Consider the following 17060-nt stretch of genomic DNA (forward strand, 5'->3'; position numbering starts at 1 on the left):
CAGGGACACAGAATTCTCTGGCGCTGATCGGCTTCGGCGCGGCGGCAGAAGCTGCGTCCGACGAACTCGAGGCGCGCAATGCGACGATCGGCGCGCTGCGCGAGCGGCTGGAAGCCGGCATGCGTGAGGCGGCATCCGATGTGATGATCCACGGCGAGGGCGGCGAGCGCGTCGCCAATACGATCTTCTTCACCCTGCCGGGGCTGAAGGCTGAGACCGGGCAGATCGCCTTCGATCTCGAAGGCGTTGCCCTTTCCGCAGGTTCGGCCTGCTCATCCGGTCGGCTCGGGGAAAGCCACGTGCTGACGGCAATGGGACGTGACGCCAAGCTCGGAGCGCTACGCATCTCGCTCGGCTTTTCGACGACGGAAGACGATGTCGACAGGGCGATTGCGGCTTTCGCGAAGATTGCCTGTCGGCGGAGGTCGGCGGGCGAGGCGGCTTGACCCGTCAAAACTTGCGGAAACGCAAATTTCTGCTTGCCAATCGGGCTGAAAAGTCCCTTTTGGCCTCTTACATAAAGGGCAAGACAATTGCCCAAACGCTACAAGCTGCCGGACCTTGTATCCGGCGAGATTGGAGAATGAGATGGCTGCCGTGCAGGAAACAATCGACCAGGTCCGCCTGATCGATGTGGACCAGTACAAATACGGTTTCGAGACCGTCATCGAGATGGATAAGGCGCCAAAAGGCCTGTCCGAGGACATCATTCGTTTCATTTCGGCCAAGAAGCAGGAGCCGGAGTGGATGCTGGAATGGCGTCTCGAGGCCTATCGTCGCTGGCTGACGCTGGAAGAGCCGACCTGGGCGCGCGTCAACTATCCGAAGATCGATTTCAACGACATCTATTATTACGCCGCGCCGAAAAGCACGCCGGGTCCGAAGTCGCTCGACGAGGTCGATCCGGAGCTGTTGAAGGTCTATGAGAAGCTCGGCATTCCGCTGCGTGAACAGGAGATTCTTGCCGGCGTCGAGAAGCCGAAGATCGCCGTCGACGCCGTTTTCGACAGCGTCTCGGTCGTCACCACGTTCAAGGCAGAGCTGAAGAAGGCCGGCGTGATCTTCATGTCGATCTCGGAAGCCATCCGCGAATATCCCGATCTCGTCCGGAAATATCTCGGCTCGGTCGTGCCGACCTCGGACAATTATTACGCGACCCTGAATTCGGCGGTCTTTACCGACGGCTCCTTCGTCTTCGTGCCGAAGGGCGTTCGTTGCCCGATGGAGCTGTCCACCTATTTCCGCATCAATGAGAAGGGCACCGGCCAGTTCGAGCGCACGCTGATCATTGCGGAAGAGGGCGCCTACGTCTCCTATCTCGAAGGCTGCACGGCGCCGCAGCGCGATGAAAACCAATTGCATGCCGCCGTGGTCGAGCTGGTTGCGCTCGATGACGCCGAGATCAAATATTCGACGGTGCAGAACTGGTATCCGGGCGACAAGAACGGCAAGGGCGGCATCTACAATTTCGTCACCAAGCGCGGCGATTGCCGCGGCGACCGTTCGAAGATCTCCTGGACGCAGGTCGAAACCGGCTCGGCGATCACCTGGAAGTATCCGTCCTGCATCCTGCGCGGCGACGACAGCCGCGGCGAATTCTACTCGATCGCCGTTTCGAATGGCCATCAGCAGATCGACAGCGGCACCAAGATGATCCATCTCGGCAAGAACACGTCGAGCCGCATCGTCTCCAAGGGTATCGCCGCCGGCGTTTCCAACAACACCTATCGCGGCCAGGTCTCGGCTCACCGCAAGGCGTCGAATGCGCGCAACTTCACCCAGTGCGATTCGCTTTTGATCGGTGACAAGTGCGGCGCCCATACCGTGCCCTACATCGAGGCGAAGAATTCGACGGCGCAGTTCGAGCATGAAGCGACGACTTCGAAGATCTCCGAGGACCAGCTGTTCTACTGCCTGCAGCGCGGCATCCCGACCGAAGCGGCGATCGCACTGATCGTCAACGGCTTCGTCAAGGAAGTCCTGCAGGAACTGCCGATGGAATTCGCCGTCGAGGCGCAGAAGCTGATCAGCATCTCGCTCGAGGGTTCGGTGGGGTAACCACGGTTTCCGTCATCCTCGGGCTTGTCCCGAGGATCTGCAGCGGCCAGAGAACAAAGGATGAGTGGTTTCGTCTACATGATGTCCGACAAACCGCGAGGCGTGATCTACACCGGCGTCACGAGTGATTTGCACGGACGCATATGGGAACACCGCAACGAGATCCAGAAGGGCTTTACGCAGAAATACAGAGCGAAGAATCTTGTCTGGTTTGAGAACCACCCGAACATCGTGTTGGCGATCCGACGAGAGAAGTCTTTGAAACGCTACCTGCGTGAATGGAAAATCAAGCTTATAGAGGGCATCAATCCGACCTGGATCGACCTTTACGAGCGGATCGATGAAATCGAGAATATCTATCGACCGCATCCGAATACGCGGGAGTGGAGCGATTACAATTGAAGGCTTAGATCCTCGGGACAAGCCCGAGGATGACGATCGAGACCGATGAGCACGGTCAATCAGGCGGCACTTGGACCCGCCTTATGGACAGGAAGAACGAAATGCTTGAAATCAGAAACCTCCATGCCCGCATCGCCGAGGACGGCACCGAGATCATCCGTGGCCTGAACCTGACGGTGAAGGCCGGCGAAGTTGCCGCCATCATGGGGCCGAACGGCTCCGGCAAGTCGACGCTCTCCTATGTGCTCTCCGGCCGCAGCGATTACGAAGTCACCGAGGGCGACATTCTCTATAATGGCGAGAGCATCCTCGAGCTCGATCCGGCCGAGCGTGCGGCCAAGGGCATCTTCCTCGCCTTCCAATATCCGGTCGAAATCCCCGGTGTTGCCACCATGCAGTTCCTGAAAGTGGCGATGAACGAGCAGCGCAAGGCGCGCGGCGAAGACGAATTGACGACGCCGGATTTCATGCGCCGGGTCAAGGATGCTGCCGGCAAGTTGCAGATCAATACCGAGATGCTGAAGCGGCCGCTGAATGTCGGCTTTTCCGGCGGCGAGAAGAAGCGCGCGGAAATCCTGCAGATGGCGCTGCTCGAACCGAAGCTCTGCGTGCTTGACGAAACCGACTCCGGCCTCGACATCGACGCGCTGAAGATCGTCGCCGACGGCGTCAATGCGCTGCGTTCGCCGGACCGCGCGGTTGTGGTTATCACCCATTACCAGCGCCTGCTCGACTATATCGTGCCGGATACCGTCCACGTGCTCTACAAGGGCCAGGTGATCAAGTCGGGCGACAAGACGCTGGCGCATGAGCTGGAAGCCAACGGCTATGCCGACATTATCGGCACGGCGGCCTGAGTTTCGGGTGGAAAGGACGACGTCCATGAACATGCAGACGACGAGCCGCCTGACTGCGGCCGAGACGGCGTTGATCGAGGCCTTCAACCAGCAGATCGGCGAGCTGCCGGGCAATGGTGCGGTGACGGCCCTGCGCGACCGGCTTCTCGACGACCTGAAGAAGGCCGGCCTGCCGACGCGCCGCATCGAGGCCTGGCATTATACCGACCTCAAGAATCTGCTGCGCACCGTTCCGCCGCAGGCAGGCGATGCCGGCTCGGAGGCGTTGGAGCCGCTCGTTGCTGATGCCACGGTGCTGGCGGTGATCCAGGGCCATTCCAACCAGAAGGCTACGGCCGACGGTCTTGGCGTTTCGGCCTATTTTGAACGTCTGCTTGACGGCTCTGCCGCAGGCGGGCTCGATGCGCTCGGCAGCGACGACGCCGTCGGCCGCATCAATAGCAGCTTCGTGCGCGACGGCTATGTCATCGACGTGCCTGCCGATGCCGAGCTTGAAAACCCTCTTGAAATCCAGTTCATCCATGCGGGTGGGCAGGCACATACGCGCCTTCCCGTGGCCTTCGGCGCCGGTGTCAAGGCGACCGTCATCGAGCGTCACCTCACGGTGACCGGTGATGCGGCTCTTGTGTCCCACGTCAGCGACATCACGGTCGGCGAAGGCACGGAACTGACCTGGATCATCCTGCAGCAGCAGGGGCCCGACGATACGCATCTCGGGCAGATCCGCATTGATCTCGGCGCTGACGCCAAGCTCCGGCTTTTCGTCATCAATGCCGGCGGCAGGCTGGTGCGCCAGGAGCTTAACATCAAGGTGACGGGCGAGGGCGCCGATCTGACGTTGCGCGGCATCAACCTGCTCGGCGGCGACAGCCATACCGACGTGACGATGGTGCTCGGCCACGACGTGCCGAACACCGGCTCGACCGAAGTGATCCGCAACGTCGTCTTCGACCGCGCCAAGGGCGTCTTCCAGGGCATGATCCGGGTCGCGCCCGATGCGCAGAAGACCGATGCCAAGATGGCCTGCAACACGCTGTTGATGTCCGACGATGCCGAATTCTCGGTCAAGCCCGAGCTTGAAATCTTCGCCGACGACGTGCAGTGCGGCCACGGCGCGACGGTGACCGATATCGACGCCAATCACCTCTATTACATGATGGCGCGCGGCATTCCGGAGAACAAGGCGCGGGCGATGCTCGTCAACGCCTTCGTCGCAGAGATCGTCGAGGAACTGGAAGACGAGGCCCTGGTCGAGGCGCTGGAAGGCGTGATTTCGGCCTGGCTCGAAAAGCACGCCTGATCGGATATATCAATGGACAAGATAGTGCCGGCCACCCAATACGACGTCGAAGCCATCCGTCGGGATTTTCCGATCCTGGCGGAGAAGGTGCACGGCAAGCCGCTGGTCTATCTCGACAACGGTGCCTCGGCGCAGAAGCCGCAGGTGGTGATCGACGCCATCTCGCATGCCTATAGCCATGAATATGCCAATGTGCATCGCGGCCTGCACTATCTTTCGAATGCGGCCACGGACGCCTATGAGGCAGCGCGCGAGAAGGTGCGCCGCTTCCTTAATGCACCTTCGGTCAACGACATCGTTTTCACCAAGAATTCGACGGAAGCGATCAACACCGTCGCCTATGGCTGGGGCATGCCTAGAATTGGCGAAGGCGACGAGATCGTCCTGACGATCATGGAGCACCATTCCAATATCGTGCCCTGGCACTTCATCCGCGAGCGGCAGGGCGCCAAGCTTGTCTGGGTGCCCGTCGACGACGAGGGCGCCTTCCATATCGAAGATTTCGAGAAAAGCCTGACGGAGCGCACCAAGCTCGTCGCCATCACCCATATGTCGAATGCGCTCGGCACTATCGTTCCCGTCAAGGAGGTCTGCCGGATCGCGCATGAGCGCGGCATCCCGGTGCTGATCGACGGCAGCCAGGGCGCCGTGCATCTGCCGGTCGATGTGCAGGATATCGATTGCGACTGGTACGTCATGACCGGTCACAAGCTCTACGGCCCGTCCGGCATCGGCGTGCTCTACGGCAAGAAGGAGCGGCTTTTCGAGATGCGGCCGTTCCAGGGCGGCGGCGAGATGATCTTCGAAGTTGCCGAGGATATGGTGACCTATAACGACCCGCCGCATCGTTTTGAGGCCGGCACCCCGCCGATCGTGCAGGCGGTCGGGCTCGGTTATGCACTCGACTATATGGAGAAGGTCGGACGCGAGGCGATTTCGCGCCACGAGGCCGATCTTTCTGCCTATGCGGTCGAGCGGCTGAAATCGGTCAATTCGCTGCGGGTCTTCGGGACGGCGCGCGACAAGGGGAGTATCTTCTCCTTCGAGCTTGCCGGCATCCATGCCCACGACGTCTCGATGGTGATCGACCGGCAGGGTGTTGCGGTCAGGGCCGGCACGCATTGCGCCATGCCGCTCTTGAAACGCTTCGGCGTCACATCCACATGCCGTGCATCCTTCGGCATGTACAATACCCGCGCCGAGGTCGATGCCCTGGCCGATGCGCTTGAATATGCGCGCAAGTTCTTTGCTTGAGGAGTGTCCCTGATGAGCCTGGACGAAAGCGAACAGAAGATCGACGTGCGCGAAGGCATCGTGCATTCCAGCATTCCGGCCGATGAGCTGGCGCGGCTGAGCGACGACGTCATCAGCGCGCTGAAGACCGTCTACGATCCGGAAATTCCAGCCGACATCTTCGAACTTGGTCTGATCTACAAGATCGACATCGAGGACGACCGGATGGTGAAGATCATGATGACGCTGACCGCCCCGGGCTGCCCGGTTGCCGGCGAGATGCCAGGCTGGGTCGAAAACGCCGTCGGCGCCGTCGAAGGCGTATCAGGCGTCGAGGTGGCCATGACCTTCGATCCGCCGTGGACGCCGGATCGCATGTCCGAAGAGGCGCAAGTCGCCGTCGGCTGGTACTGAGATCCCGCGGTATTGATCCGTTTACCTCAGGGTACTACATTTGAGTCACGATGCGCCGGATCTTGACCCCGGTTGCGGAAGGAGAATGAGCCGATGGGCTTTGCAATCATGAGCATGACGGACGGGGCTGCGGCTCGCGTCAAAGCGATCGTCGAGAATTCTGGGCCTGATGCCAAGGGCGTGCGCGTCGGCATCAAGAAGGGCGGCTGCGCCGGGATGGAATATACCATCGACCTTGTGACCGAGCCCAATGCCAAGGACGATCTGATCGAGCGCGATGGTGCCAAAGTCTGGGTCGAGCCGTCGGCAGCCCTCTATCTGCTCGGCACCGAAATGGGCTTTGAGACGACGACGTTGCGCTCCGGCTTCACCTTCACCAATCCGAACCAGACGTCGGCCTGCGGCTGCGGCGAATCCGTCGAGCTGAAGCCCGCCGATCTCGCGGCCCTTGCTGCCCAGCGCCAGGGTGAGCCGGCGCATTCCTGATAGCCGCGACTTTCAGGCTGGCGGGAAATTCTCAGGCAGCCAATTCTCGATGAAATTCGGGCGTGCTCAGTCGCGCTTGATGCTCATCAGCATTTCCCACATGTCAGCGCCGGTCTCGAAGACCACGGCGTTCGCCTTGTAGCTCTGCTCGGCTTCGGTCAGATCGGTCAGTTCAGTGGCCGGATCGACATCGGATGCCGTCGGGTCGACGAGGGCCTGGACGCCGCCTGATACAACGGAGGTGAGGCTGGTGTTCAGCCTTGTATAGCCCGGGGTGCTGCTGTTTGCGATGTTGTTGGCAATTGCGCCGACACGTGTGGTCTGCGCCCGCATTCCCGAAAGAGCAATGCTCGTAATACCCGATATGCTCATCAGCCGTTTCCCCAGAACTGGATGGTAACCTTCTAGCTGCGAGGGTTTAGGAAATGCTGAAGGCTTTGCGTTAGCAAAAGCCTTAGGTCAGGGCCTTGTGCCGTCGCCTCTGTTCAGGATCGGCACGGGACTATATCCAGGATAGGCGGCAGTGGAGCGCCTTTGCGACGATTTTCAAGTTCGATATGGTCCATGGCTATTCTCCTTGGCTGGAATGAACGGATTTCGGAATGGGGCGATCTGGTTGCGCGGCTGTCAGTTTTGAGTTCCTGTTCGCTGGCCTTGAAAGAATCGTCGAGCAGGTTTGAAATGCAGGACATTCAATGCTGGTGTAGCTGGGCCTATACTTCTGTCTAGGTTTCAACGGGCATGACGAGGTTGGGACAGGATCAACAAGATCATCCCCAATACCTATGTATAGTTTCGTCGCCTGCTATCGGGACGGTAAGGTCTGAGTGTCTCTCGGAAGTGACTTCCATGTGGAGACCGGCACCGCGAATGTGCCGATAGACATCGGCATGTCCCCTCCCGCGCCGAAGTCTCGTGGATCCGATGATCCGCCAGGACCGCTCCGCCCCCTCGGAGCGGTCCGATCTTTTTTAAGAGGATGTCCGCGCCATCTATCGCATGGCATCCCTTTGCATTGATAATAGGCGCTGACCCTCGGCGGATTTGTGGAGCAGGTGATGACCAAGAAGCGGCCGAAAGGCATCGAGAAATACACGGCCCCCGCCGGCGGCTGGGGTGCACTCAAAGCCGTTGCCGAAACCCTTGCGCGCCAGCAGGTCATTGCGCAGGGGGCTGCGACGCTGCTGAAAGCCAATCAGCCCGAGGGCTTCGATTGTCCGGGCTGCGCTTGGCCCGATCCCAAACATACGAGTTCGTTCGAGTTCTGTGAAAATGGCGCCAAGGCGATCACCTGGGAATCCACGGCGAAACGTGCCGGGCCCGACTTTTTCGCGGCGCATACGGTCGCCGAACTGTGGCAATGGAACGACCATCAGCTGGAAGACCAGGGCCGCCTGACGCACCCGCTGGTCTATGATCACGCCAGCGACCGTTACCTGCCGATCGGCTGGGAGGAAGCCTTCACGCTGATCGGCGCGGAACTGCGCAAACTGCCCGATCCTGACATGGCTGAATTCTACACATCGGGACGCGCCTCGAACGAGGCGGCATTCCTGTTCCAGCTTTTCGTCAGGGCCTACGGTACCAACAATTTTCCCGACTGTTCGAACATGTGCCATGAGGCAACCAGCGTCGGCCTGCCACACTCGATCGGGGTCGGGAAGGGCACGGTGACCCTCGAAGATTTCGATCATGCCGATGCGATCTTCAGCTTCGGCCACAATCCTGGCACCAACCATCCGCGGATGATGACCACTCTGCATGATGCCGCGAGGCGCGGCGTCCCGATCGTGGTCTTCAATCCCCTGAAAGAACGCGCACTCGAGAAATTTGCGGCACCGCAGAACCCGGTGGAAATGGCGACGATGTCTTCGACGCCGATCGCATCGGCTTATCATCAGTTGCGCACCGGCGGGGATCTCGCTGCCCTCAAGGGTCTGATGAAGCGGATATTCGAGCGCGACGATGCCGATATCGCGGCAGGCGGCAAAGGCTTTCTCGACCGGGAATTCATCGAAGCCCACACGATCGGACTGGAGGCTGTCAAGGCCGATATTGCAAAGACGGAATGGGCGTCGATCCTGAAGAGATCAGGATTGACGCTCGAAGCGCTCGATAGCGCCGTTGATGTCTATCTCAACGCCCGCAATGTCATCCTCTGCTATGGCATGGGCATCACCCAGCACAGCCACGGCACTGCCAATGTCCAGCAGCTTGCCAATTTCCTGATGTTGCGGGGAAATATCGGCCGCCGGGGTGCTGGTATCTGCCCGCTGCGGGGGCATTCGAACGTTCAAGGTGACCGGACCGTCGGGATCACCGAGATCCCCAACAAGGCGCTTCTCGATGGTATGGAGAAGGCCTTCAGTTTCCGCCCGCCCGAGGAGAAAGGCCATAATGCCATCGAGGCCATCGAGGCGATCATCGAAGGCCGGTCGAAGGCGCTTATCTGTCTCGGCGGCAATCTCGCCGTCGCCATATCCGATCCGGAAGCGACGTTCGAAGGTATGCGCAAGCTCGACCTTGCGGTCCATCTCGCGACAAAACCCAATCGCTCGCATCTGCTGATCGCCCGAAACTCCATCATCCTTCCTGTTCTCGGTCGTACCGATCAAGACATTCAGAAGACGGGACCACAATCGGTGACCGTCGAGGATTCCATGTCGATGGTGCACGCCTCACGCGGCTTTCTGAAGCCGCCCGGCGACGAACTAAGGTCCGAACCAGCCATTATCGCCGGCATCGCCAAGGCAACGCTCGGCGCCAAATACGATATCGACTGGGACGGGATGGTCGCTGACTACAACCGCATTCGGCAAAAGATCGAGGTGGTCTTTCCCGATTTCCATGATTTCAACACAAGGGTCAGGAAACCCGGCGGCTTCCGGCTGACGGTGGCCGCCTCCGATCGGCAATGGCGCACGCCCTCAGGAAAAGCGCAGTTCCTCATCGCGCCAGGACTGGAGGAAGATCCGCGCCTTGCAGACGCAGACACACTGGTTTTGACGACGCTTCGCAGTCACGACCAATACAACACGACAATCTACAGCCTTGACGACCGCTATCGAGGTGTCTTCGGCCGCCGTGACGTGATCTTCATGAACAGCGGGGATCTCTCCGCACGCGGCCTCGCCGACGGCGACAAGGTCGATATCGAGTCGGTCGCTGAAACCGGCAGCAGGGTGGTCAATGGCTTCACCGCAGTGGCCTATGACATCCCTGTTGGCTCCATCGCCGGATATTATCCCGAGATGAACAGGGTCATCGCGCTTGGTGATTACGACCGGAGATCGGGAACGCCTGCCTACAAGGGCGTGCCGGTAAAGGTGCAGAAGTCCGCGTGAGGTCAGGCAAGCGGACTGGCCTGGCGGGCTCGGCTACCGCGACGCCACCCAGTCGTGCCAGTCGCTTTCGTTGCCGTTGAACACGTTGAGATCGATCTTGCCGTCGACGCCATCGGAAAGGCCGGAGCCGGAATACTGCCAGAAGAGCCACTTGCGGCCCGGATAAACCTTGGAGGGATGAGCGGCGACCGAGCGCAGCCAGAAGGGATAGTCGAGCAGTTGACCCTTCAAATTGTCGCGGTAGAAGTCCGGCGCCGTGTAGATGATCGGGCGTTGGCCGTAATAGCGCTCCAGCTTGTCCATGAAGACCTGCATCTTTTCCCGGACACGTGCAGGCGAGATGCGCCTCTTGCAGCTCGATTCGCCGTTCCATTCAACGTCGATGACGGGTGGAAGAGCGTTGGCTTCCCTCGGCACGTTGCGGATGAACCAGTCGGCCTGTTCGCCGGCTGTCCGGCACCAGTAGAAGAAGTGATAGGCGCCGTGTTTCAGGCCGGCTTCCTTGGCCCGGCGCCAGTTTTTCTTGAACATCGGATCGAGGTGATCGCCGCCGTCGGTGGCCTTGATGTAGACGAAGTTCGCGCCTTGTCGCCGCAAGGTCTCCCAATCGATCTCGCCCTGCCAGCGCGACACGTCGACACCGTGGACGGCTAGCTTTCTCGGCGAGGTGGAGCCGAAGTTGATCGGCTTGGCATCGCGGAACCGGTGGCCGTAAATTTGCCCGCGGGTCGGCGACCTCGTGCCGACATCGGGCATTGTATTGCCGGCGGGATTGGTCGGCATCAGCAGGGCGACCGGCTTTTCCATCGGCATCGGCATGCCGACCGGCCTGTCTGCGGGCACGAGCGCCTGCGGCTCTGGAACCTCTCCTGTCCAGCTCAACGCCTGCGGCGGCGGGCTTGCCTGGGGCGCAGGATCGCCCACGGCGGCAGCCGGTATCGGGCCGCTCGGCTGGGTGATGGCGTTGGTCGTTTCCCGCGACGGTACGGGGGTGAGCACATCTTCGGCGCCAGAACTTGCGGCGCATCCCGACAGGATCAAGGCGGCGAGGAGGATTGCTGGCACAGCCGATGGACGCATAAGAACCTGCACGCAAAACAAGGGACCGACGATGATCCATGTTGATGGAAGCCGCCTTTATGAATTGCTAACAGAGACTTGCTAAGAAAGGTTAAATTTGATCCTTGAGCGCCAAAAGCATGAAGCCCCTCCCAACCCGTGGGAGGAGCTTTGGCTAACGCTGCTATTCGGCCGCCTCGACGTAGATTTCCACCAGCGGGCAGCTGCAGATCAGGTTGCGGTCGTCGTAGACGTTGTCGACGCGGAAGCCGCCGGGCGAGAAGCAGGCCTGTTCGCGGCTATGGGGGCGATCCCAATCGCCGACGAGGTTCTTCCAGCTTCGCGGAGATCCTCCATGTCGATGTTGCCATTCTTGCGCAACTCCATCTGAGACGGCCGTGCCGGATGGTACGACAGCCTCAGCGACTGGCTTTCATGCCCGCTATCAGAATATCGATGAGTTGCCTTGCCGCATCCCGCCAGGCGGGGCCACAGCTGATGCTCGCGCCGCCCGCCAGGGCGCGCAGGATATCGAGTGGGTCCATCGCCAGACGGATTTCACCGGTGGCGACTGCGCGATCCACCAGCAGATTGACGGCACCTATGATCAAATCGGCAGAATCGGCATAGAGCTCGGAGGTGCCGCCGACCAAAGAATCCAGCACCTCGGACATGCCGTGTTTCGTCACGACATAATCCACGAACTGCACCAGCCACAGGCGAAGCGCTTCGACAGGCGGATGTGTATCGGCAAGACTTTTGGCGGCAGCGGCAAGCTGCGTCGTCTCGTTGCGGTAGATGGCGGAAACCAGTGCATCGCGCGTCGGGAAATGGCGATAGAGTGTGCCGATGCCGACGCCCGCGATGCGGGCGATTTCCTCCAGGCTGGCGCTGGAACCCTTGTCGGCAAAGACGGTCTTTGCCGTTTCCATCAGCAGAAGACGATTGCGTTCGGCATCCGCACGCGGCTTTCGGACGGTGGGTCCGTCACTTTTTTCAGCCATTTCCGAGAAGTCCCCTTGATAACCGGAGGCACCCTCCATATTTATCTGGAGGCATCCTCCTTTTATTTCATTTGAGGCCGGCGGGCAATGGTCCACCAGCCCGGAGCGGTGCGTCCATAATCAAGGAGATAATCATGAGTGGACTTTTTGGCGCGACATCAACCACCGATGAGGTGCTCGCCGGCGTCGATCTCAAGGGCAAGCGAGTTCTGGTGACGGGTGTTTCGGCCGGCCTCGGCGTGGTAACCGCGCGCGTGCTGGCAGCCCATGGAGCGCCGGTGGTGGGTACGGCACGTGACCTTGCAAAGGCGAGGGCGGCAACGGAAGTCGTGCGCGCCGGTGCGGCCAATGGCGGCAGCCTGGATATCGTCGAGCTTGATCTTGCCTCTCTGGCAAGCGTGCGCGCCTGCGCCGATGCGCTCATTGCAGAAGGCCGGCCTTTCGATGTCGTCATTGCCAATGCCGGCGTGATGGCGGCTCCTTTCGGCCGCACCGCCGATGGCTTCGAAACGCAGTTCGGCACCAACCATCTCGGTCATTTCGTGCTGGTCAACCGCATCGCGCCGCTGATCAAATCGGGCGGCCGAGTGGTGATCGTCGCATCCTCGGCCCATCGCATGGCGCCCTTTAGCCTCGACGACCTCAATTTCGAGAGCAAGACCTATGAGCCCTGGGCGGCCTATGCCCAGTCGAAAACCGCAAATATCCTGTTCGCAGTGGAACTCGACCGGCGCCTCAAGGAGCGCGGCATCCGTGCAACGGCACTGCATCCCGGCGGCATCCAGACCGAACTCGACCGTCATCTCGACCCTAATATGATTGAAGGCATGATAACGCAGATCAACGCAGCACTCGCCGCCGAGGGCAAGCCATCCTTCCAGTGGAAGACGATTCCTCAGGGTGCGGCTACCTCCGTCTGGGCAGGTTTCGTCGCCCCGGCAGACGCGGTCGGCGGCAAATATTGCGAGAATTGCCACATCTCCGAAGTGACGGATGCGGAGATCAGCCCGATTTCCGAAGGCGTGCGCACCTACGCGCTCGATCCCGAGACGGCCAGGGCATTGTGGGCCAAAAGCGAGGATATGGTCGGCGAGCGCTTCTAGGCCGTAAACCGGCACGCTTCGAGCTGATAGAGAGCAGGGGAACTGGGAAACTGGTGCCCCTGCCGAGGAGTTGAACCTGGATCAGCGGCTAACCAGACAGCTGCTCTGACGTTGAGCTACGCAGGGCGTAGCATGTTATGCCAGAGATGACGTTCGCAGGCGAACGGAGCTTCGAGAGACGGTTAGAGGCTAAGGTTAACCGCGCATCTCTATCAGAATTAGAAAAGCCCCTCCCATGATGGAAGGGGCTCGGATTGTTCGGCCCTTCGCTACAGCATCGGCCTCGACCGCTATTCCGCTGCCTCTGCGTAACTTTCCACCGGCGGGCAGGTGCAGATCAAGTTGCGGTCGCCATAGACGTTGTCGACGCGGTTGACCGGTGACCAGTATTTGTCGACGCGGAAGGCGCCGGGCGGGAAGCAGGCCTGTTCTCGGCTGTAAGGACGATCCCATTCGCCGACGAGGTCTTCCACCGTGTGCGGGGCGTTCTTCAGCGGGTTGTTCACCTTGTCCATGCGGCCATCCTCGATGGCGCGGGCTTCCTCGCGGATCGCCAGCATCGCCTCGCAGAAGCGGTCGAGTTCGGCCTTGGTCTCGCTTTCCGTCGGCTCGATCATCAGCGTGCCGGCGACCGGCCAGCTCATGGTCGGCGCGTGGAAGCCGCAGTCGATCAGGCGCTTGGCGACGTCGTCGACCGTAACGCCCGAGCTGTCGACCAGCGGACGGGTGTCGATGATGCATTCATGCGCGACGCGGCCGGCAGCCGACTTGTAGAGCACGTCATAGGCGCCCTTCAGCCGGGTGGCGATATAGTTGGCGTTGAGGATCGCCACCTTGGTCGCCTGCGTCAGGCCTTCGCCGCCCATCATCAGGCAATAGCTCCAGGAGATCGGCAGGATCGAGGCGGAGCCGAAGGCGGCGGCCGAGACCGCACCCGAACGGCCGTCGGTTTCGGGATGGCCAGGCAGGTAGGGAGCCAGATGCGCCTTGACACCGATCGGGCCCATGCCGGGTCCGCCGCCACCATGCGGGATGCAGAAGGTCTTGTGCAGGTTGAGATGCGAAACGTCGGAGCCGATGTCACCGGGGCGGGACAGACCGACCATGGCATTCATGTTGGCGCCGTCGAGATAGACCTGGCCGCCGTGCTCGTGCACCAGATCGCAGATCTCCTTGACGGTCTCCTCGAAGACGCCATGCGTCGAAGGGTAGGTGATCATGCAGCAGGAGAGGTTTGCCGCATGCTGCTCCGCCTTGGCGCGGAAATCGTCAAGATCGATATCGCCATTTTCGCGCACCTTGACGACGACGACCTTCATGCCGACCATCTGGGCCGAGGCCGGGTTGGTGCCATGCGCAGAGGTCGGGATCAGGCAGACGTCACGATGGCCGTCGCCATTGGCGATATGATAGTTGCGGATCGTCAGCAGGCCGGCATATTCGCCCTGCGCGCCGGAATTCGGCTGCATGGAGAAGGCGTCGTAGCCGGTGACGGCGCAGAGCTTTTCGATCAGGTCGTCGATCATCTCGCGGTAGCCGAGCGCCTGGTCGGCCGGCACGAAGGGATGGATGTCGGAAAACTCCGGCCAGGTGATCGGCAGCATTTCCGCCGTCGCATTGAGCTTCATCGTGCAGGAGCCGAGCGGGATCATCGAGCGGTCGAGCGCCAGATCCCGATCGGACAGCCGGCGGATGTAACGCGTCATCTCGCTTTCGGCACGGTTCATGTGGAAGATCGGATGGGTGAGGTAATCGCTGGTTCTGAGCAGGCCCTTCGGCAGGCGGTAGGAGGGCTCGAAATCGGCGATAGTGAAATTGCCACCAAAGGCGCGCCAAACGGCTTCGAGCGTCGCCGGCCGGGTGCGTTCGTCGAGGCTCATGCCGATCCCGGTTTCGCCGACCTTGCGCAGATTGACGCCTTCGGCGACGGCGGCACGCAGGATGAGGCCTTGCATGTGGCCGACATCGACGGTGATCGTGTCGAAAAAGGTGTCGGGTTCGACCTTATAACCGAGCTTTTCCAGGCCCTTGGCCATCAGCACGGCTTTCTGGTGCACTTGCTGGGCGATCGCCTTGATGCCCTTCGGGCCGTGGAAGACAGCGTACATCGAGGCCATGACGGCAAGCAGCACCTGGGCGGTGCAGATGTTCGACGTCGCCTTCTCACGGCGGATATGCTGTTCGCGGGTCTGCAGCGACAGGCGATAGGCGCGGTTGCCGCGGGCATCGACGGAGACGCCGACGAGGCGGCCGGGCATGGAGCGCTTGATGGCATCCTTGACCGACATGTAGGCTGCATGCGGGCCGCCGTAACCGACCGGGACACCGAAGCGCTGCGAGGAGCCGACGGCGATATCGGCACCCATTTCACCGGGCGATTTCAACAATGTCAGCGCCAGGATATCGGCGGCGACGATTGATATGGCGCCCGCCTGGTGCAGGCGCGCGATCAGGCCGGTAAAATCATGCACGTGACCGTGCGTGCCGGGATACTGGAAGATCGCGCCGAAGACATCGACAGGATCGAGATCGGTGAAGGGATTGCCGACGATGACGCTCCAGCCGAGCGGCTCGGCGCGGGTGCGGATGAGGGCGATGGTCTGCGGATGGCAGTCGGCATCGACGAAGAAAGCCTTCGCCTTCGACTTGGCGACGCGCTCGGCAATCGCCATGCCTTCGGCGGCGGCGGTTGCCTCGTCGAGCAGCGAGGCGTTGGCGACGTCGAGACCGGTGAGGTCGCAGATCATCGTCTGGTAATTCAGGAGCGCTTCCAGGCGGCCCTGGCTGATTTCCGGCTGGTAAGGCGTATAGGCGGTGTACCAGGCCGGGTTTTCCAGGATGTTACGCTGGATGACCGGCGGTGTGATCGTGCCGTAATAACCCTGGCCGATCAGCGAGACCAGCACCTTGTTCTTGTTGGCGGTCTCGCGCAGCTTGTCGAGCGCCTCGCGCTCGGTCATCGGCGCGCCCCAGACGAGCGGCGCCTTCTGGCGGATCGAGGGCGGCAGCGTCGCGTCGATCAGGCCGTCGAGGCTGTTGTAGCCGATCACCTTCAGCATGTCGGTCATCTCGGCCGGCGAGGGGCCGATATGACGGCGATTGGCGAAATCGTAGGGCTGATAGTCGGTGAACTGGAATTCTGTCGGCGTCGTCATTACGCAGTGAGCTCCTTGTAGGCCGCTTCGTCGAGCAGACCATCGGCGTCGGCAGCATTTGCAAGCTTCAGCTTGAAGAACCAGCCAGCGCCCTGAGGATCGGAATTGACCAGCGACGGATCTGCAACGATGGCCGGATTGACCTCGGTAATCTCGCCGTCAAGCGGACAATAGACGTCGGAAGCAGCCTTGACCGATTCAACGGTCGCAGCATTGCCGTTCTTGGAGAAGGTTGCGCCGACTTCCGGGAGTTCGACGAAAACCAGGTCGCCGAGCTGATCGACGGCATAAGTGGTGATGCCGACCGTCGCAACGCCGCCTTCGATCTTCAGCCATTCGTGTTCTTCGGTAAATTTCAGCATTGTTCGTCCTCTCTGGAAAAGGTTTAGCGTTTGTAGGTCGGTGTGACGAAGGGCAGGGCGCTGACGGTGGTCGGCAGATATTTGCCGCGCACCTCGGCATAGACCAATGTGCCTGCGGCAGCATGGGAGAGCGGCACGTAGCCCATGGCGACGGGGCCTTCGACGCTGGGGCCGAAGCCGCCGGAGGTGACCTCGCCGATTTCGACCTTGCCTTCGGCATCGGCATAGAGCTTGGCATGGCCGCGCACCGGCGCCTTGCCTTCCGGCTTCAGGCCGACGCGGC

Annotated in this window: 16 protein-coding genes; 10 read left to right on the forward strand and 6 right to left on the reverse strand. The window is 60.9% G+C overall.

Annotation, left to right across the window (positions count from 1 at the left end):
- From MOV76_RS32695 to sufA, 8 genes are all read left to right on the forward strand, one after another.
- A partial coding sequence (locus tag MOV76_RS32695) for an aminotransferase class V-fold PLP-dependent enzyme (RefSeq protein WP_247266072.1) occupies positions 1–446 on the forward strand: 446 nt, incomplete at its 5' end.
- A gap of 142 nt (positions 447–588) precedes the next feature.
- The gene (sufB, locus tag MOV76_RS32700) at positions 589–2058 is read left to right on the forward strand and encodes a Fe-S cluster assembly protein SufB (protein ID WP_018242169.1); all 1470 of its coding nucleotides are present in this window, start codon (positions 589–591) and stop codon (positions 2056–2058) included.
- Between the two features lie 60 nt (positions 2059–2118).
- Positions 2119–2460, forward strand: a complete 342-nt coding sequence (locus tag MOV76_RS32705) for a GIY-YIG nuclease family protein (RefSeq protein ID WP_130652469.1) — start codon at positions 2119–2121, stop codon at positions 2458–2460.
- Between the two features lie 101 nt (positions 2461–2561).
- Entirely contained in the window at positions 2562–3317 is a 756-nt protein-coding gene (gene sufC, locus MOV76_RS32710; RefSeq protein ID WP_018445225.1) for a Fe-S cluster assembly ATPase SufC, read from the forward strand.
- 25 nt (positions 3318–3342) lie between these two features.
- Positions 3343–4617 carry a Fe-S cluster assembly protein SufD gene (gene sufD / locus MOV76_RS32715; RefSeq protein WP_247266073.1) on the forward strand — a complete coding sequence of 425 codons (1275 nt, stop codon included), beginning with the start codon at positions 3343–3345 and terminating at the stop codon, positions 4615–4617.
- 12 nt (positions 4618–4629) lie between these two features.
- Positions 4630–5871, forward strand: coding sequence for a cysteine desulfurase (locus MOV76_RS32720; RefSeq protein ID WP_247266074.1), 1242 nt, complete (start codon positions 4630–4632; stop codon positions 5869–5871).
- A gap of 12 nt (positions 5872–5883) precedes the next feature.
- Positions 5884–6264 (forward strand): SUF system Fe-S cluster assembly protein, encoded by a 381-nt coding sequence (locus MOV76_RS32725; protein ID WP_003559708.1) that lies wholly within the window; start codon positions 5884–5886, stop codon positions 6262–6264.
- 93 nt (positions 6265–6357) lie between these two features.
- Positions 6358–6750 (forward strand): Fe-S cluster assembly scaffold SufA, encoded by a 393-nt coding sequence (gene sufA, locus MOV76_RS32730; RefSeq protein WP_018072227.1) that lies wholly within the window; start codon positions 6358–6360, stop codon positions 6748–6750.
- Between the two features lie 66 nt (positions 6751–6816).
- On the opposite strand, the gene MOV76_RS32735 is transcribed toward sufA, so the two are convergent.
- A complete protein-coding gene (locus MOV76_RS32735; RefSeq protein ID WP_028733774.1) occupies positions 6817–7122 on the reverse strand; it encodes a flagellar basal body rod protein FlgC in 306 nt (101 codons plus the stop codon).
- Positions 7123–7808: 686 nt separating this feature from the next.
- On the opposite strand from MOV76_RS32735, the gene MOV76_RS32740 reads away from it, so the two are divergent.
- Positions 7809–10094 (forward strand): FdhF/YdeP family oxidoreductase, encoded by a 2286-nt coding sequence (locus MOV76_RS32740; protein ID WP_247266075.1) that lies wholly within the window; start codon positions 7809–7811, stop codon positions 10092–10094.
- A gap of 33 nt (positions 10095–10127) precedes the next feature.
- On the opposite strand, the gene MOV76_RS32745 is transcribed toward MOV76_RS32740, so the two are convergent.
- Together MOV76_RS32745 and MOV76_RS32750 are read right to left on the reverse strand one after the other, a co-directional pair.
- Complete coding sequence (locus MOV76_RS32745) at positions 10128–11174, reverse strand: GH25 family lysozyme (RefSeq protein ID WP_018445230.1); 1047 nt, start codon at positions 11172–11174, stop codon at positions 10128–10130.
- Positions 11175–11572: 398 nt separating this feature from the next.
- Entirely contained in the window at positions 11573–12196 is a 624-nt protein-coding gene (locus MOV76_RS32750) for a TetR/AcrR family transcriptional regulator (protein WP_018242160.1), read from the reverse strand.
- Positions 12197–12291: 95 nt separating this feature from the next.
- Between MOV76_RS32750 and MOV76_RS32755 the strand changes: the two genes are divergently transcribed.
- The gene (locus MOV76_RS32755) at positions 12292–13260 is read left to right on the forward strand and encodes an SDR family NAD(P)-dependent oxidoreductase (RefSeq protein WP_247266076.1); all 969 of its coding nucleotides are present in this window, start codon (positions 12292–12294) and stop codon (positions 13258–13260) included.
- Between the two features lie 290 nt (positions 13261–13550).
- Here MOV76_RS32755 and gcvP read toward each other — a convergent pair whose 3' ends face one another.
- The 3 genes from gcvP to MOV76_RS32770 form a co-directional block, all read right to left on the reverse strand.
- Positions 13551–16415, reverse strand: coding sequence for an aminomethyl-transferring glycine dehydrogenase (gene gcvP / locus MOV76_RS32760; protein ID WP_018242158.1), 2865 nt, complete (start codon positions 16413–16415; stop codon positions 13551–13553).
- Positions 16415–16777: a glycine cleavage system protein GcvH gene (gcvH, locus tag MOV76_RS32765; RefSeq protein ID WP_017994172.1), complete on the reverse strand. Its 363-nt coding sequence runs from the start codon at positions 16775–16777 to the stop codon at positions 16415–16417. Before gcvH ends, gcvP begins: the two co-directional genes overlap by 1 nt.
- A 23-nt stretch (positions 16778–16800) precedes the next feature.
- Positions 16801–17060 (reverse strand): glycine cleavage T C-terminal barrel domain-containing protein (locus tag MOV76_RS32770; RefSeq protein ID WP_309506690.1); only part of this gene is annotated, 260 nt, incomplete at its 5' end.

It is taken from the genome of Rhizobium sp. PRIMUS64 (genome assembly GCF_023006465.1).
Lineage (GTDB): Bacteria > Pseudomonadota > Alphaproteobacteria > Rhizobiales > Rhizobiaceae > Rhizobium > Rhizobium leguminosarum.